Raw genomic sequence first — 16,623 nt, 5'->3', positions numbered from 1 at the left:
CAGATACTATTGTATCTGCCCATTTTTATTCGCCGATCCGCCTGACGGAATTCCGGATGACGAGTTCCGGTTCATACACGACGTCATCCTTCTTCGGTTTTTTATGCTCTAAGCAGTCGATGACGTATTTTGCCGCCGCTTTCCCCATAATGGATTTCGGATGCTTGACAGAGGTGAGCTTCACCTCGGAAATCTGGGCGAAATGTGAATCATCATAGCCCATGATTGACACGTCATCAGGCACCTTTAATCCGAATTCTCTGAGAAGATTAATCGTCTTCAGCGCAATTTCATCATTATAACAAAGAATGGCCGTCGGGTATGATCCGCTGTTTTGCTCAAGGGTATGCTTAATTTTTTGAAGAAGCACGGTTTCTTTTTCTTCAGTCGTGTAAGTCACGATCATGTCCGGAGACGGGAAAATCCCGCGCTCCCGGTGCGCCTGAAGATAGCCGTTCATCCGTTTGACGCCCTGCGTGTCATCCGCTTTAAAGATACCCATAATGTGCGTGTGGCCGAGGGACATGACGTATTCGCAAGCCATCATGCCGCCTTTGACATCATTGACGGAAAAGCTCGGTGCGGCCAGCTCCGCATAAGAGGCGTTAATCATGGCAAACGGAATGCCGTTTTTCTCCAGGTTGAGATAGTAGCCGATGTTGGGCGTCTGCAGCGCGCTTTTCGTAGGCTCGACAATCAGCCCGTCTATATTTTTGGACAGCAGGTTTTCAAGGCCGCGCCGCTCACTTTCTGTATTGTTGTTGGTGCTCGTCAGCAGCATGGAATAGCCCTGTTCGCTTAAATAAGATTCAATTCCCCTGATGATGCTCGGGAAAATATAGTCTGATATGTACGTTGTAATGACACCGATCGTTTTGTTTGAATGCATGGCTGATTTCGCCGTGCGTGAAGCGACAAAGGTGCCTCCGCCCTGAACGCTGTACAGCAGCCCCTGCGAGACCAAATCTCCGATCGCCTTTCTGATGGTATGGCGGCTGACCCCGAACTGCTGCATCAGCTCATTTTCCGTAGGCAGCTTTTCGTCCGGCTGTATTTTTCCTTGATTCAGCCATGAACAAATTTCTTCTTTTACTTGAGCATATTTCGGTAGCATATCAATTCCTCCAAAATGTATACGGACAAATTCCAGTATAACATAGTAAGCCCTTTCATCAAGCTGTAAAAATAATTGACAGATTATGAAAAACTGCTTATTCTTTATTTGTACGTACTAATTTTCCTTATTTTTAGATAAAATTCTTTATAAGTACGTACAAATGTGGCGGTTCTGAAGAAAACAAAGCAACGTCAAGCGCCGCACTCTGTTTTGTAAGCGTTTTTATTCTATTATTCGCGGGAGGGTAAAATTCATGAAGAATCACCCGGCACCAATTGGCTCAAATGTACCTGTCACTCGGCAGCATTCCAAGTGGTTTGTCATTCTCATCTCATGCGCGGCCGGACTGGGAGGGCTTTTGTACGGTTATGACACGGCGGTGATTTCCGGCGCCATCGGTTTCCTGAAAGATTTGTACCGCTTAAGTCCTTTTATGGAAGGGCTCGTGATTTCAAGCATTATGATCGGCGGTGTTTTCGGCGTCGGAATTTCCGGATTTTTGAGTGACCGTTTCGGACGGAGAAAGATTTTGATGGCAGCGGCTCTGTTGTTTGCGGTGTCAGCGGTTGTCTCTGCGCTTTCTCAAAGTGTGTCTTCCTTAGTGATCGCCAGAGTCATCGGCGGTCTCGGAATCGGCATGGGCTCCTCGCTTTCTGTCACGTATATTACCGAAGCGGCTCCGCCGGCCATACGCGGCAGTCTGTCTTCGCTGTATCAGCTGTTTACGATATTAGGGATATCCGGCACTTATTTTATTAACCTCGCCGTCCAGCAGTCCGGCTCGTATGAATGGGGGGTGCACACCGGCTGGCGGTGGATGCTCGCTTACGGCATGATTCCGTCCGTCATCTTTTTTATCGTGCTGCTTATCGTGCCGGAAAGTCCGCGCTGGCTTGCGAAAGCGGGGCGCCGGAATGAAGCCCTCGCCGTGCTGACGCGAATTAACGGCGAGCAGACCGCGAAAGAAGAAATCAAACAAATCGAAACGTCTTTACAATTAGAAAAAATGGGTTCATTGTCTCAGCTGTTTAAACCGGGGCTGAGAAAAGCGCTTGTGATCGGGATTCTGCTGGCTTTATTCAATCAGGTCATCGGCATGAACGCAATTACGTATTACGGGCCGGAAATTTTCAAAATGATGGGCTTCGGACAGAATGCGGGGTTTATCACGACATGCATCGTCGGTGTCGTTGAAGTGATTTTCACCATTATCGCGGTTCTTTTAGTCGATAAGGTAGGCCGGAAAAAGCTGATGGGGGTCGGATCTGCCTTTATGGCGCTATTCATGATCTTAATCGGGGCATCCTTTTATTTTCAGCTGGCGAGCGGTCCGGCTTTAGTCGTCATCATATTGGGATTCGTCGCCGCTTTCTGCGTATCAGTCGGGCCGATTACGTGGATCATGATTTCGGAAATCTTTCCGAACCACCTCCGCGCACGCGCCGCCGGTATTGCGACGATATTCTTATGGGGGGCCAACTGGGCGATCGGCCAGTTCGTGCCGATGATGATCAGCGGGTTAGGGCTCGCGTACACCTTCTGGATATTCGCCGTCATTAATATTCTCTGTTTCTTGTTTGTCGTGACGATCTGCCCTGAGACGAAAAATAAATCATTAGAAGAAATAGAAAAACTCTGGATAAAATGAAAGCGTTTTACGACAAAAGTCCGCTCCGGCGGGCTTTTGTCTGTCACCTTCATTCCGTTTCTGTATATAATGACTGTATCAAGGAGATACTGGTAAATCCTGCGAAGAATGTCGAGGAATTGACCTTTAACAGTTGAATTAACAATGTCATCCTGTTAAAATAATTAAAGAAAGCAGACATAATTTTTTTTGGCTATGATGGGACGTTTTTTGTCATAGCGGGACATTTTCTGTCCAGTATGAATAGGAAGGAACGTTTGAGTCATGAACCAGTTAATACAAGCTCAAAAAAAATTATTGCCTGATCTTTTGCTTGTGATGCAGAAAAGATTTGAAATCTTGCAGTATATCAGGCTTACAGAACCGATCGGCCGCAGAAGTCTTGCAGCCAGTCTCGGATTGACCGAGCGCGTTCTCAGAAGCGAGGTTCAGTTCTTGAAAGAACAGAATCTCATCGATATTAAAACAAACGGCATGACAATGACGGAAGAGGGCTATTCACTGCTTTCGATTCTGGAAGATACGATGAAGGATGTTTTAGGATTGACGCTTTTGGAAAAGACATTAAAAGAGCGGCTTAATCTGAAAGACGCCATTATTGTTTCCGGAGACAGCGACCAATCTCCTTGGGTCAAAAAAGAATTAGGGAGAGCGGCCGTTGCATGTATGAAAAAGAGATTTTCAGGCAAAAATATCGTCGCTGTAACCGGCGGTACGACAATTGAAGCCGTCGCCGATATGATGACGCCGGATTCAAAAAACCGCGAGCTCCTGTTTGTGCCCGCAAGAGGCGGTTTAGGCGAAGACGTGAAAAACCAGGCGAACACCATATGCGCGCATATGGCGGAAAAGGCTTCAGGCACTTACCGGCTTTTGTTCGTTCCCGGACAGCTGTCACAAGGCGCCTACTCATCTATTATTGAAGAACCTTCCGTAAAAGAGGTGCTTCACACGATTAAATCAGCGAGTATGCTCGTTCACGGAATCGGCGAAGCTAGAACAATGGCGGAGCGAAGAAACACGCCTTTGGAAGATTTGAAGAAAATAGATGACAATCATGCGGTGACAGAGGCATTCGGCTACTACTTTAATGCGGACGGAGAAGTCGTTCACAAGGTGCATTCAGTCGGAATGCAGCTCGATGACCTCGATGCCATTCCCGACATTATTGCGGTAGCGGGCGGATCATCAAAAGCGGAAGCAATCGAAGCTTATTTTAAAAAGCAGCGAAACACGGTTCTCGTCACGGACGAAGGAGCCGCAAAGAAGTTATTAAGGGATAACAGTCCCTCAATATAAATATCTCTCACTTATTTAAAGGAGGAAATAATCATGGCAGTAAAAGTCGGTATTAACGGTTTTGGTCGTATTGGACGTAACGTATTCCGCGCAGCATTAAACAATCCTGAAGTTGAGGTAGTAGCAGTTAACGATTTAACAGACGCTAACATGCTTGCTCATCTTTTACAATATGATTCCGTACACGGAAAATTAGATGCAGAAGTTAAAGTTGACGGCAGCAACCTTGTTGTTAACGGCAAAACAATCGAAGTTTCTGCTGAGCGCGATCCTGCGAAACTCAGCTGGGGCAAACAAGGCGTTGAAATCGTAGTTGAATCTACTGGTTTCTTCACAAAACGCGCAGACGCTGCGAAACACTTAGAAGCAGGCGCGAAAAAAGTTATCATCTCTGCACCTGCTAACGAAGAAGATATCACAATCGTTATGGGTGTTAACGAAGACAAATACGATGCGGCTAACCACCATGTTATCTCTAACGCATCTTGCACAACAAACTGCCTTGCGCCGTTTGCAAAAGTACTTAACGACAAATTCGGCATCAAACGCGGTATGATGACAACTGTTCACTCTTACACAAACGATCAGCAAATTCTTGATCTTCCGCACAAAGACTACCGTCGTGCGCGTGCAGCAGCTGAAAACATCATTCCTACATCAACTGGTGCTGCTAAAGCAGTTTCCCTTGTTCTTCCTGAACTGAAAGGCAAACTGAACGGCGGAGCTATGCGTGTGCCGACTCCAAACGTTTCTCTTGTTGACCTAGTTGCTGAACTTAACAAAGACGTAACGGCTGAAGACGTAAACGCAGCTCTTAAAGAAGCGGCTGAAGGCGATCTTAAAGGAATCCTTGGATACAGCGAAGAGCCATTAGTATCCGGAGACTACAACGGCAATGCTAACTCTTCTACAATCGATGCTCTTTCTACAATGGTTATGGAAGGCAGCATGGTAAAAGTAATCTCTTGGTACGATAACGAAAGCGGCTACTCTAACCGCGTTGTTGACCTTGCAGCTTACATCGCAAAACAAGGTCTTTAATTCATAGCTCCCGGAAAGGGCCGGACTTGGTTCTTTCGGACAGAAACGCTATAATGAAAGCGGACAAGGGAAGGGGACGGACTCCCTTTCCCTTTTTCCATGAGAACCGGCTTTCAGAAAGCGCCGGATTGCTGCAGAACGTCCGCGTTTTGAAGTTTCCGCGGCACTTTCGTTTTCTGAGCCGCCTGCCCTGGCTCAGAAGACGATCTGCCCCGTGCCCGGAAGCTGCAATCTGCCCCGCGGCGGAAGCATCATGAGGCGGTTTCACGTTTCACGTTTTTCGTGCTATGCAAACCATTTTGAAGGAGGATCTCCTAAGGCATGAATAAAAAAACAGTAAAAGACATCGACGTAAAAGGCAAAGTCGTATTCTGCCGCGTTGACTTTAACGTTCCAATGAAAGACGGGGAAGTAACAGACGATACTCGTATCCGAGCTGCGCTTCCAACAATCAAACACCTTGCAGACCAAGGCGCGAAAGTCCTTCTTGCGAGCCACTTAGGCCGCCCGAAAGGCGAAGTGGTTGAGGAGCTTCGTTTAACTCCTGTCGCTGCACGCTTAGGCGAACTGCTCGGAAAAGAAGTGAAAAAAGCGGATGAAGCTTACGGCGATGCTGTAAAAGCACAAATTTCTGATATGAAGGACGGAGACGTTCTTGTATTGGAAAACGTACGTTTCTATCCTGGTGAAGAGAAAAACGATCCTGAGCTTGCTAAAGCATTTGCTGAGCTTGCGGATGTATATGTCAATGACGCATTCGGTGCTGCCCACCGTGCTCACGCATCTACAGCCGGAATTGCCGAGCATCTGCCGGCGGTTGCAGGATTCCTGATGGAAAAAGAGCTTGACGTTCTCGGCAAAGCCGTGACAAATCCTGAGCGCCCGTTTACGGCAATCATCGGCGGCGCGAAAGTAAAAGACAAAATCGGCGTAATCGAAAGTCTGCTTGATAAAGTGGACAACCTGATCATCGGCGGAGGTCTTGCTTACACATTCGTAAAAGCGCTTGGCTATGAAGTCGGTAAATCTCTTCTTGAAGAAGATAAAATCGAACTTGCAAAATCATTCATGGACCGCGCGAAAGAAAAAGGCGTTAAATTCTATATGCCGGAAGACGTTCTCGTTGCTGATGATTTCTCTAACGATGCAAACGTTCAAATCGTGCCGATCTCTGAGATCCCAAGTGATTTAGAAGCGATCGACATCGGAACGAAAACCCGCGAAACGTACGCTGAAGTTATCAAAAACAGCAAACTTGTCGTATGGAACGGACCGATGGGCGTATTCGAAATCGACTTGTTCGCTCAAGGCACAAAAGCAGTGGCTGAAGCATTGGCAGAGGCAAACGATACATACTCTGTCATCGGCGGAGGAGACTCTGCGGCAGCCGTTGAAAAATTCGGCCTTGCTGACAAAATGAGCCATATCTCAACAGGCGGCGGCGCATCCCTTGAATTCATGGAAGGCAAAGAGCTTCCGGGTGTAGCTGCGCTGAACGATAAATAAAAACTGCTATAAGGAAGTGGAACAGATGAGAAAACCAATTATAGCCGGTAACTGGAAAATGAACAAAACACTCGGCGAGGCTGTCAGCTTCGTTGAAGAAGTGAAATCTTCCATTCCAGCAGCAGACAAAGCGGAAGCCGTTGTTTGCGCACCAGCTCTTTTCTTAGAAAAGCTGACTTCTGCTGTTAAAGGAACTGACCTGAAAGTCGGCGCCCAAAACATGCATTTTGAAGAAAACGGTGCGTTCACAGGTGAAATCAGCCCGGTCGCTCTGAAAGACCTTGGCGTGGATTACTGCGTCATCGGCCACTCTGAGCGCCGTGAAATGTTCGCTGAAACTGATGAAACAGTTAACAAAAAAGCGCATGCCGCTTTCAAACACGGCATTGTGCCGATCATTTGCGTAGGTGAAACGCTTGAAGAGCGCGAAGCCGGAAAAACAAATGATCTTGTTGCCGATCAAGTGAAAAAAGGGCTTGCGGGTCTTTCTGAAGAGCAAGTTGCCGCTTCCGTTATTGCGTACGAGCCAATCTGGGCAATCGGAACAGGCAAATCTTCTACAGCGAAAGATGCAAACGACGTCTGCGCGCATATCCGTAAAGTCGTTGCTGAAAGCTTCAGCCAGGAAACTGCTGATAAGCTCCGCATTCAATACGGCGGCAGCGTAAAACCTGCAAATATTAAAGAATATATGGCAGAGTCCGATATTGACGGTGCTTTGGTCGGCGGCGCAAGCCTTGAACCGCAGTCATTCGTTCAATTATTGGAGGAAGGTCAATATGAGTAAAAAACCAGCTGCACTCATCATTCTTGATGGGTTCGGATTACGCAATGAAACAGTCGGAAACGCAGTCGCACAAGCGAAAAAACCGAATTTCGACCGTTATTGGAACCAATACCCTCATCAGACGCTGACGGCATCAGGCGAAGCAGTCGGACTGCCTGAAGGACAAATGGGGAACTCTGAAGTCGGTCATTTAAATATCGGCGCCGGACGTATTGTGTACCAAAGCTTAACACGCGTGAACGTTGCCATCCGCGAAGGCGAATTCGAACGCAATCAAACGTTCCTTGACGCCATCAAAAACGCGAAAGACAACGACAAAGCGCTGCACCTGTTCGGCCTTCTTTCTGACGGAGGCGTACACAGTCACATCAATCATTTATTCGCGCTGCTGAAGCTTGCGAAAAGTGAAGGACTGACGAAGGTGTATATTCACGGTTTCCTCGACGGCCGCGATGTAGGTCCGCAAACGGCGAAAACTTACATTCAGCAGCTGAATGAGCAGATCGAAGAAATCGGTGTCGGCGAAATCGCCAGCATTTCCGGACGCTACTACTCCATGGACCGCGACAAACGCTGGGACCGTGTGGAAAAAGCGTACCGCGCAATGGCTTACGGCGAAGGCCCGTCTTACCGCAGCGCGATGGATGTAGTCGACGATTCTTATGCGAACGGCATTCATGATGAATTCGTCATTCCGTCCGTCATCACAAAAGAAAACGGTGAACCCGTTGCGAAAATTCATGACGGCGATTCTGTGATTTTCTATAATTTCAGACCAGACCGCGCCATCCAGATTTCAAACACGTTTACCAACAAAGATTTCCGCGATTTCGACCGCGGTGAAAATCATCCGAAAAACCTGTATTTCGTCTGCCTGACTCACTTCAGTGAATCTGTTGACGGATATGTGGCTTTTAAACCGGTAAACCTTGACAATACGGTCGGTGAAGTATTAGCACAGCACGGGTTAAAACAGCTTCGCATTGCAGAAACTGAAAAGTATCCGCACGTTACGTTCTTTATGAGCGGCGGCCGCGAAGAAGAATTCCCGGGCGAAGAGCGCATCCTCATTAACTCGCCGAAGGTCGCGACATATGACCTGAAGCCTGAAATGAGCGCGTATGAAGTGAAGGATGCTCTTGTAAAAGAAATCGCGGCTGACAAGCACGACGCGATCATCCTGAACTTTGCAAACCCTGACATGGTCGGCCACTCCGGAATGGTCGAACCGACGATTAAAGCAATTGAAGCAGTGGACGAATGCTTAGGCGAAGTGGTTGACGCTATTATCGCTAAAGGCGGACATGCCATCATTACCGCTGATCACGGTAATGCGGACATTCTGATTACAGAAACAGGCGAACCGCACACTGCCCATACGACAAACCCAGTCCCTGTCATTGTGACGAAAGAAGGCGTGACGCTGCGCGAAGGCGGAATCCTAGGCGACCTCGCACCAACGTTATTAGACCTTCTCGGTGTTGAAAAACCGAAAGAAATGACCGGAACATCTTTAATTCAAAAATAAGCGTAAATCAAAAGGAGAGACAAACTCATGCCATACATTGTTGATGTTTATGCACGCGAAGTCCTTGACTCCCGCGGCAACCCGACAGTTGAAGTTGAAGTATATACAGAAACAGGAGCTTTCGGCCGCGCATTAGTGCCAAGCGGAGCTTCTACAGGTGAATACGAAGCGGTTGAGCTTCGTGACGGCGACAAAGACCGTTACCTTGGAAAAGGCGTGTTAACTGCTGTTAACAACGTAAACGAAATCATTTCTCCAGAGCTTCTCGGCTTTGACGTAACTGAACAAAACGCAATCGATCAGCTTTTAATCGAGCTTGACGGAACTGAAAACAAAGGCAAACTCGGTGCGAACGCAATCCTTGGCGTATCTATGGCTTGTGCGCGCGCAGCTGCTGATTTCTTACAGATTCCTCTTTACCAATACCTTGGAGGATTCAACTCAAAAACGCTTCCTGTACCGATGATGAACATCGTAAACGGCGGAGAGCATGCTGACAACAACGTAGACATTCAAGAATTCATGATTATGCCTGTAGGCGCGCCTAACTTCCGTGAAGCGCTTCGCATGGGCGCTCAAATCTTCCACAGCCTGAAATCAGTTCTTTCTGCTAAAGGAATGAACACAGCTGTAGGTGACGAAGGCGGATTCGCTCCGAACCTTGGTTCTAACGAAGAAGCGCTTCAAACAATCGTTGAAGCAATCGAAAAAGCCGGCTTCAAACCTGGCGAAGAAGTGAAGCTTGCTATGGATGCTGCATCTTCTGAGTTCTACAACAAAGAAGACGGCAAATACCATCTGTCTGGCGAAGGCGTTGTGAAAACATCTGCTGAAATGGTTGACTGGTACGAAGAAATGGTTTCTAAATACCCAATCATCTCTATCGAAGACGGACTTGACGAGAACGACTGGGAAGGCCACAAACTTCTTACAGAGCGTCTTGGCAAAAAAGTTCAGCTTGTCGGTGACGACCTTTTCGTTACAAACACGAAAAAGCTTGCTGAAGGTATCAAAAACGGCGTAGGCAACTCTATCCTGATCAAAGTAAACCAAATCGGTACATTGACTGAAACATTCGATGCGATCGAAATGGCGAAACGCGCAGGCTACACTGCCGTTATCTCTCACCGTTCCGGTGAAACTGAAGACAGCACAATCGCTGACATCGCTGTGGCAACTAATGCAGGACAAATCAAAACAGGTGCTCCGTCCCGTACGGACCGTGTTGCGAAATACAACCAGCTTCTTCGCATCGAAGATCAGTTGGCTGAAACTGCTCAATACCACGGTATCAACTCTTTCTATAACTTGAATAAGTAATGTAATGGACGCCGGGAGAATATCTCCCGGCGTTTTTTTATGGTCCCGGGCTTTTCCCTCCTTTTTCTCCATCTTCATTTGGTCAATAATATTCATTTTTCCCCTTTTTAAAGGAATCAGTGTTCTTCAATCGAAAGGGAAGAGGTGTTAATAAGAGGAGGGATTATGATGAAATTTTCATTTATGTCAGCCGCGGTGGCAGCAAGCGTCATATGGGGCGCATCTGCCGGACCGCTGTCCGAAACCCATGCTTATTCAGCCGTGACCGAGCCGGTTTTTGATGCCGATGAGGCATTGGACACTATGCATGATCTGAGTGAAACCATCGGGCCGCGGGAAACCGGAACCGCGAAAGAAAAGGAAGCGGCTGAATACATATCGAATCGTCTGCGGGCTCAGGGCGCCAGTGTCAAAGTACAGTCATTTCCATTGAAAAAGTACTTTTCAGGTTCAGTCACAGCGGGAGATCATGAATTCCCGCTCCGCTCCGCTGATCAATCCGCTGTTGAAAAAGAGCTCAAAATAGAAGGCGGGATTTTTGACGGCGGCTGCGGATCACGCAATGACGTAACAGGAGCCAAAGGAAAGATTGCAGTGATACGCGAAGGAAAGATCCCCGTTTCTCAAAAGATCAAACATGCCGAACAAGCGGGAGCCAAAGCAGTCATTATTTATAATCAGACAACAAAACCGCTCGCCGTCCGTCCGCAGACCGATAAAGGAATCACGATACCGGCGGCGGGTATGAAAAAAGAAGACGGTGAAGCATTGCTGCAGGAAAAGCAGGCAGTCATTCAATTTAAAAACTATAAAAACCGCACCTCACAAAATATCATAGGAACGCGCAAAGCGGCACAGGCCAACTCTTCTGATGCTGATATTATTTATGTCACAGCGCATTATGACAGCGTAAAAGGCGCGCCCGGAGCGGATGATAACGCCTCAGGCACATCTGCCGTTCTGGAAATCAGCAAGCAATTGACACACATACCGAAAGACAAAGAGATCCGCTTTATCCTGTTCGGTGCAGAAGAATTATGGTCTGCGGGTTCATCTTATTACGTCAGTACACTCACGAACAATGAAAGAAAGCACAGCCAGGCCAATTTTAATGCCGATATGATTGCGACTGACTGGGAAGAAGCGAGTCAAATGTGTGTCACGACTCCTGACGGCAGGGAAAACCCGAGTGTCCGGTACGCTGAAAAAGCCGCTGAAAAATCCCGGTTGGTCAAGCCAAACCTGATTCAGCTCGGTTACTCAGACCATGTCTCTTTTTATGAAGCGGGGATTCCGTCGGCTAACTGGATTTGGCTCAGCCCCGATACACAGGAGCCGGGGCCCTGGTACCACACCGAAAATGATAATATGAAACACATCAGCAAAGAACGGCTAGAGAAAGCTGGAGCACTCGTTTCCGCGGCAGTAACTGAGGCAATGAAAGAATAAAAAAACAGGCTTCGGCCTGTTTTTTTATATTATTTTCTGTATATTCTATCAATTAAGGGAGATTTTCTCACTCGTTACCAGATATATACCATTTAACAGGATTTTATTTTACAAATAAAAGAAAAATAAATAGATAATACCTAATTCACAAAAGGATGTAAAACTCATTTATCAAATTTTAACTTTTGTTATAATTGCGATATCGATCGATATTTGTTTTAAATTGTAAAAAACAATACTCTTTTCTATCTATTAGGGGGCGAAAAATGAATACTGTCACAAAAGAAGCCAGCAACCTTGGTCAAAAACGGCTGTTACATCTGATTGAAACGAAGCAGGCGATAGTAGGCGTGTTAGGCATGGGATATGTGGGATTTCCTCTTGCGCTGGAATGTGTCGATAAAGGATACAATGTGATCGGATTCGACAAAAACAGTGAAAAGGTTTCCTTGTTAGCCGCCGGAAGCAGCCATATTCAAGATATAGAGGACGGCAGACTGAACTCGGCTTTACAAACAAAACGCTTTCAAATCAGCGCCGACATGTCGCTCATCCAAAAATGCGACATCATTGTGATATGTGTGCCGACACCCCTGAACAAAAAAGACAAGATCCCCGATTTAACCTACATCGACAGTGCAGTTGACAGCATGATCGCTTATGGAAGGCAGCATCAGCTTTTAATTTTAGAAAGCACCACCTATCCCGGAACAACGAAAAAAAAGATTGCCGACAGAATGGCATCAAGCCGCGGCATGAAAATAGGAACAGACTTTTTTACGGCTTATTCTCCGGAAAGAATCGATCCGGGCAACAGGCAATATGAAGTTTCAGATATTCCTAAAGTAGTCGGCGGAACCACACAGACTTGCACAGAACTTGCCTCAGCGTTTTACAACACCATTGTTACAAGCATTCACCCGGTCACCTCACCCGAAGTAGCTGAAACAGCTAAACTCCTAGAGAATACTTATCGTTATGTCAATATAGCTCTTATCAATGAAATGGCGCTTAATTGCCGTGAACTCGATATTGATATATGGGAAGTCATCTGCGCGGCGGACACGAAGCCGTTCGGCTTTCAAAAATTTATCCCTGGCCCCGGAGTCGGAGGCCATTGTATCCCGATTGATCCTTTTTACTTCAAATGGATCGCGAATGAAAAAGGACTGCAGACAAAATTAATTGATCTGGCGGACGAAATCAATTCTAACATGCCGATTTCTGTCTCTGACTATGCTTTGAAACTGGCGGGCAAAGACAAATGCAGCATCTTAATAATAGGGGCCGCTTATAAAAAAAATACAAATGACCCGCGTGAATCCTCAGTGTTTACGATAATGGAAGAATTGATGGACAAGGGATGCGCGATTGATTATCATGATCCGTTTATCAGCGAGATCCGCTTGAATGACGGAAGCCGCAAACAATCTGTCCCTTTCACAAAAGAACAAATCAATCAGTACGACGTCATCATCATTCATACAGATCACGATGTAATCGACTACAGTATTTTGAAGGATGCCTCACCGATTATCTTTGACACAAGAAATGTATGCAGGGAAAAATCAGCCGACAATTGCAGAGTTGTCACTTTATAGGAGGGAACGGTCATTAGTAATCGATTTATCTCTTTTCACAGACCTGATATGACAAACGAAGAAATCGCAAGCGTAACCGAAACGATTCAGTCGGGCTGGATTTCGAAAGGCCCGAAGGTAATCGATTTTGAAAAAAAGCTGGGAGAATGTATTGGAGCCGAACACGTCATCAGCTGTAATTCAGGAACCGCTGCATTACACATGGCTTTATTGGCGCTCGGTGTGGGAGAAGGCGATGAAGTCATCGTGCCGAGCTTCACGTTCTGTTCCAGCGTCAATGTCATCCTGCACGCCGGAGCCGTTCCTGTGTTTGCGGATATATGCGAGAAAAGTCTATGTGCCGATCCTGAAGATGTCAGGAAGAAAATAACGCCGCGCACAAAAGCGGTAATTGCGGTTCATTTTGCCGGCTATCCGGCTGATCTGGAAAACTTGCAGTCCATTTGTAAAGAAAACGGATTGTATCTGATTGAAGACGCCGCTCATGCGCTCGGTACAAAATATAACGGAAGCATGATCGGCACTCACGGAGATGCCGTGTGCTTCAGCTTTTATGCCACCAAAAATATTACAACGGGGGAAGGCGGAGCCCTCGTCATGAAAGACGAACAGGCCGCAGAAAGAGCGAGGCTGTACGGCTGGCACGGCATCACAAAAAATGCCTGGAACCGGTACGGTGAAAAAGGCAGCTGGAGATACGACGTGTTACTGCCGGGCTTTAAATATAATATGACGGATATTCAGGCCGCGCTCGGTCTGGTTCAATTGAAGCGCGCAAACGAAATTCAAGAAAAACGGGCACAGATCGCTCAATTTTATGTGCGTGAACTGTCGGGCCAATCTGACAAAGCAGCGCTTCCGCTTTCTGACATTCCAAACGGCATAACGCACTCATGGCATTTATTCATTTTGCGGATCCGAGAGAACGGCGGCATGGACAGAGATCTGTTTATTGAGAAAATGAAAGAAAAACAGATCGGGCTCAGCGTGCACTTTATTCCCGTGCATATGCATCCTTACTATCAAAAACATTTTCCTGCCGAGCTTCCGGTTACTGAACGTGTTTTCCGGGAGATCGTGTCACTGCCTCTTTACAGCCAGTTATCAGATGAGGATTGCAGCTATATTGTCAAGTCTATAAAAGAAGTTTTGACTATCAGCCAGGAGGTAGGATCATGAAACATATTGCGATTATCGGAGGAGCCGGTTTTATCGGAAGCGAATTGGCGGCATTATTACAGGCTAAAGGTTATCACACCATTATTGCAGACCAAAAGGAGCCGGCTTTTGACACTGAATACCGCCAAACGGATATCCTTGACCGGACGTCCCTCCGCGAATCACTGCGGGGAGCGGATGCGGTTGTTCATTTGGCGGCAATGGTCGGTGTAGACAGCTGCCGAAGCAATGAAGAAGACGTCATACGGGTCAATTTTGAAGGAACGAAAAACGTCACCGAGGTATGCGGTGAATTGGGAATCAGAACACTTCTTTTCTCATCGAGCTCAGAAGTATTCGGCGATTCACCGGATTTTCCTTATACCGAGACAAGCCGAAAGCTTCCGAAATCGGCTTACGGAAAAGCCAAACTGCAATCAGAGGAATATTTGAGAGAACAGGCTTCCGACGAACTTCATATTCGGGTCGTCCGGTACTTTAATGTATACGGGCCGAAACAGCGCGAGGATTTTGTCATCAACAAGTTTTTCAGCCTGGCCGAGAATGGCTCTGAGCTGCCTCTTTACGGAGACGGCGGACAAATACGCTGCTTCAGCTACATCAGTGATATCGTCACCGGAACTTATCTCGCGCTCATTCATGAAGGGGCCGTCTTTGAAGACTTCAATATCGGAAACGACCAGCCGATCACGATAAAAGAACTGGCTGAAAAAGTCAATGTGCTCTCAGGCAGAGAGAAGGATAACTATTTGTTTAAAAAGCTGGGCGAAGACGGCGTGAGGGGAAAAGACATCGAGATTTTTAAACGGGCGCCGTCAATCGAGAAGGCGAAACGTTTACTCGGTTACGATCCGAAAGTAAGTCTGAATGAAGGCCTGGAGATCATAAAAGATGAAAGACAAAAGCACAAACTTTCACTTTCCTAAAAACCCGGAAGTAGTCAAATATCCCGTTTATCCCGGACAGCTTTCCGTCAGGGGCCGTCTGCGCGCGGTGAAGCACTTGCTTACTGCCGGACAAAGCGGACTGACTGAAAAGCTGGAAAAACGGTACGGAAAAGGGGTTGTACTGACCTCCAGCGGCAGTGCGGCACTGGTGCTCGCCTTAACTTATTCGGGAGCCGGGCCGGGGAAAGAAGTGATTTTCTCATCCTTCAGCTGCCCGAATGTCATTGATGCCGTAGTGCAATCCGGTGCAACGCCTGTTTTTGCGCAGCTGGATGAGCATCTTTCTTTATCGTTTGAGGATGTCAAAAAAAAAGCGACGCGGCAGACGTGTGCGGTTATCCTCACGCATGTATACGGCCGGAGAGAAAATACCGCCATCATTGACTGGGCGAAGGAACACGGTATTTTTGTCATTGATGATGCCGCTCAAGCTATGTTTACAAAACAAGCGGATACATATGCCGGCGGTCTGGGCGATTTCGGCATTTTAAGCTTTGGCCCGTCAAAACCGCTTGCGAGTATCGGAGGCGGCGCGTTAATCGCGCCGAAAGAATTGCTGAAGCAAAATGCAGCTCCCCCGATGGAACGGCGCGGCCGAGTAGCAAATGACTATCGATCCTATATCAGAAATCAAAGAATACAGGCTGTTATGAAACGGAAACGGCATCATCCCCTTTCATATATTTATAGAAAAGCGGGCGTCATGCCTTCCATGAAAGCCACAAAGCTAGAAGCTCTGCCGGATAAACCGGCTCTTGTACCGGTGCTTCGCATGCATCCGGCAAGGGAAGCCATTATTGAAGATCAGCTTTCACGTATGGGTCAGCTTGTAACAGCCTCACTCCGAAACTTACAAGCGGCGGGAGAAATCTTTATAAAGGCGGAAGAGACGTACGGCATAAAGATGATCCAGCCTCAGGAAGGAGAACATCTGAATTATTTAACGATTGTATTCCCCCGGGATGAAGAGCGGTACGGGTGTTCCGTTTATTTAGCCGAAAGAGGCATCCAAACATGCTGGAACTATCTTCCCCTCGAACGTATTCCGATTTATGAAACATATGCGGCGGAAGAAGGGGAAGATCCGCTTTGGAAAAGAGTTCTTTCTCTGCCGTTTAAACCTCCTCTTCAAAAGGAGCAAGTCAGATATGTAGCCGAATCCGTTTTATCATATTGTGAGCAACAGAATAAGACTGAATAG

Annotated in this window: 13 protein-coding genes; 12 read left to right on the top strand and 1 reads right to left on the bottom strand. The window is 47.0% G+C overall.

Annotated elements, in window-relative coordinates; translation table 11 throughout:
• Positions 1-25 precede the first annotated feature (25 nt).
• Entirely contained in the window at positions 26-1,114 is a 1,089-nt protein-coding gene (locus OWN49_RS06605) for a GntR family transcriptional regulator (RefSeq protein WP_003151603.1), read from the bottom strand.
• A 256-nt stretch (positions 1,115-1,370) separates the two neighbouring features.
• Here OWN49_RS06605 and OWN49_RS06600 point away from each other — a divergent pair, with 256 nt between their 5' ends.
• The 12 genes from OWN49_RS06600 to OWN49_RS06545 all read left to right on the top strand — a co-directional run bounded on the left by OWN49_RS06600 (position 1,371) and on the right by OWN49_RS06545 (position 16,623).
• On the top strand, positions 1,371-2,765 hold the full coding sequence (locus OWN49_RS06600; protein ID WP_003151605.1) for a sugar porter family MFS transporter: 1,395 nt from the start codon (positions 1,371-1,373) through the stop codon (positions 2,763-2,765).
• Between the two features lie 264 nt (positions 2,766-3,029).
• Positions 3,030-4,064, top strand: a complete 1,035-nt coding sequence (gene cggR / locus OWN49_RS06595) for a gapA transcriptional regulator CggR (protein ID WP_003151607.1) — start codon at positions 3,030-3,032, stop codon at positions 4,062-4,064.
• Between the two features lie 33 nt (positions 4,065-4,097).
• Positions 4,098-5,105, top strand: coding sequence for a type I glyceraldehyde-3-phosphate dehydrogenase (gene gap, locus OWN49_RS06590; protein WP_003151611.1), 1,008 nt, complete (start codon positions 4,098-4,100; stop codon positions 5,103-5,105).
• A gap of 321 nt (positions 5,106-5,426) precedes the next feature.
• On the top strand, positions 5,427-6,611 hold the full coding sequence (locus OWN49_RS06585) for a phosphoglycerate kinase (protein ID WP_003151616.1): 1,185 nt from the start codon (positions 5,427-5,429) through the stop codon (positions 6,609-6,611).
• A gap of 25 nt (positions 6,612-6,636) precedes the next feature.
• The gene (tpiA, locus tag OWN49_RS06580) at positions 6,637-7,398 is read left to right on the top strand and encodes a triose-phosphate isomerase (RefSeq protein WP_003151618.1); all 762 of its coding nucleotides are present in this window, start codon (positions 6,637-6,639) and stop codon (positions 7,396-7,398) included.
• Entirely contained in the window at positions 7,391-8,926 is a 1,536-nt protein-coding gene (gene gpmI, locus OWN49_RS06575; protein WP_003151620.1) for a 2,3-bisphosphoglycerate-independent phosphoglycerate mutase, read from the top strand. Before tpiA ends, gpmI begins: the two co-directional genes overlap by 8 nt.
• Before the next feature lie 27 nt (positions 8,927-8,953).
• Positions 8,954-10,246 carry a phosphopyruvate hydratase gene (gene eno, locus OWN49_RS06570; protein WP_007409956.1) on the top strand — a complete coding sequence of 431 codons (1,293 nt, stop codon included), beginning with the start codon at positions 8,954-8,956 and terminating at the stop codon, positions 10,244-10,246.
• A 168-nt stretch (positions 10,247-10,414) separates the two neighbouring features.
• Positions 10,415-11,695 carry a M28 family peptidase gene (locus OWN49_RS06565; protein ID WP_077722864.1) on the top strand — a complete coding sequence of 427 codons (1,281 nt, stop codon included), beginning with the start codon at positions 10,415-10,417 and terminating at the stop codon, positions 11,693-11,695.
• A gap of 266 nt (positions 11,696-11,961) precedes the next feature.
• On the top strand, positions 11,962-13,296 hold the full coding sequence (locus OWN49_RS06560; protein WP_003151628.1) for a nucleotide sugar dehydrogenase: 1,335 nt from the start codon (positions 11,962-11,964) through the stop codon (positions 13,294-13,296).
• Positions 13,297-13,344: 48 nt separating this feature from the next.
• Positions 13,345-14,475 carry a DegT/DnrJ/EryC1/StrS family aminotransferase gene (locus OWN49_RS06555; protein ID WP_014305849.1) on the top strand — a complete coding sequence of 377 codons (1,131 nt, stop codon included), beginning with the start codon at positions 13,345-13,347 and terminating at the stop codon, positions 14,473-14,475.
• Complete coding sequence (locus tag OWN49_RS06550) at positions 14,472-15,401, top strand: NAD-dependent epimerase/dehydratase family protein (RefSeq protein ID WP_077722863.1); 930 nt, start codon at positions 14,472-14,474, stop codon at positions 15,399-15,401. Before OWN49_RS06555 ends, OWN49_RS06550 begins: the two co-directional genes overlap by 4 nt.
• On the top strand, positions 15,367-16,623 hold the full coding sequence (locus OWN49_RS06545) for an aminotransferase class V-fold PLP-dependent enzyme (RefSeq protein WP_077722862.1): 1,257 nt from the start codon (positions 15,367-15,369) through the stop codon (positions 16,621-16,623). The genes OWN49_RS06550 and OWN49_RS06545 overlap by 35 nt, the downstream gene beginning before the upstream one ends.

It is taken from the genome of Bacillus sp. NEAU-242-2 (assembly GCF_027853835.1).
Lineage (GTDB): Bacteria > Bacillota > Bacilli > Bacillales > Bacillaceae > Bacillus > Bacillus velezensis.
Note: the sequence above shows the minus strand (reverse complement) of the source record. Positions and strands in the feature narration are given on the sequence as shown.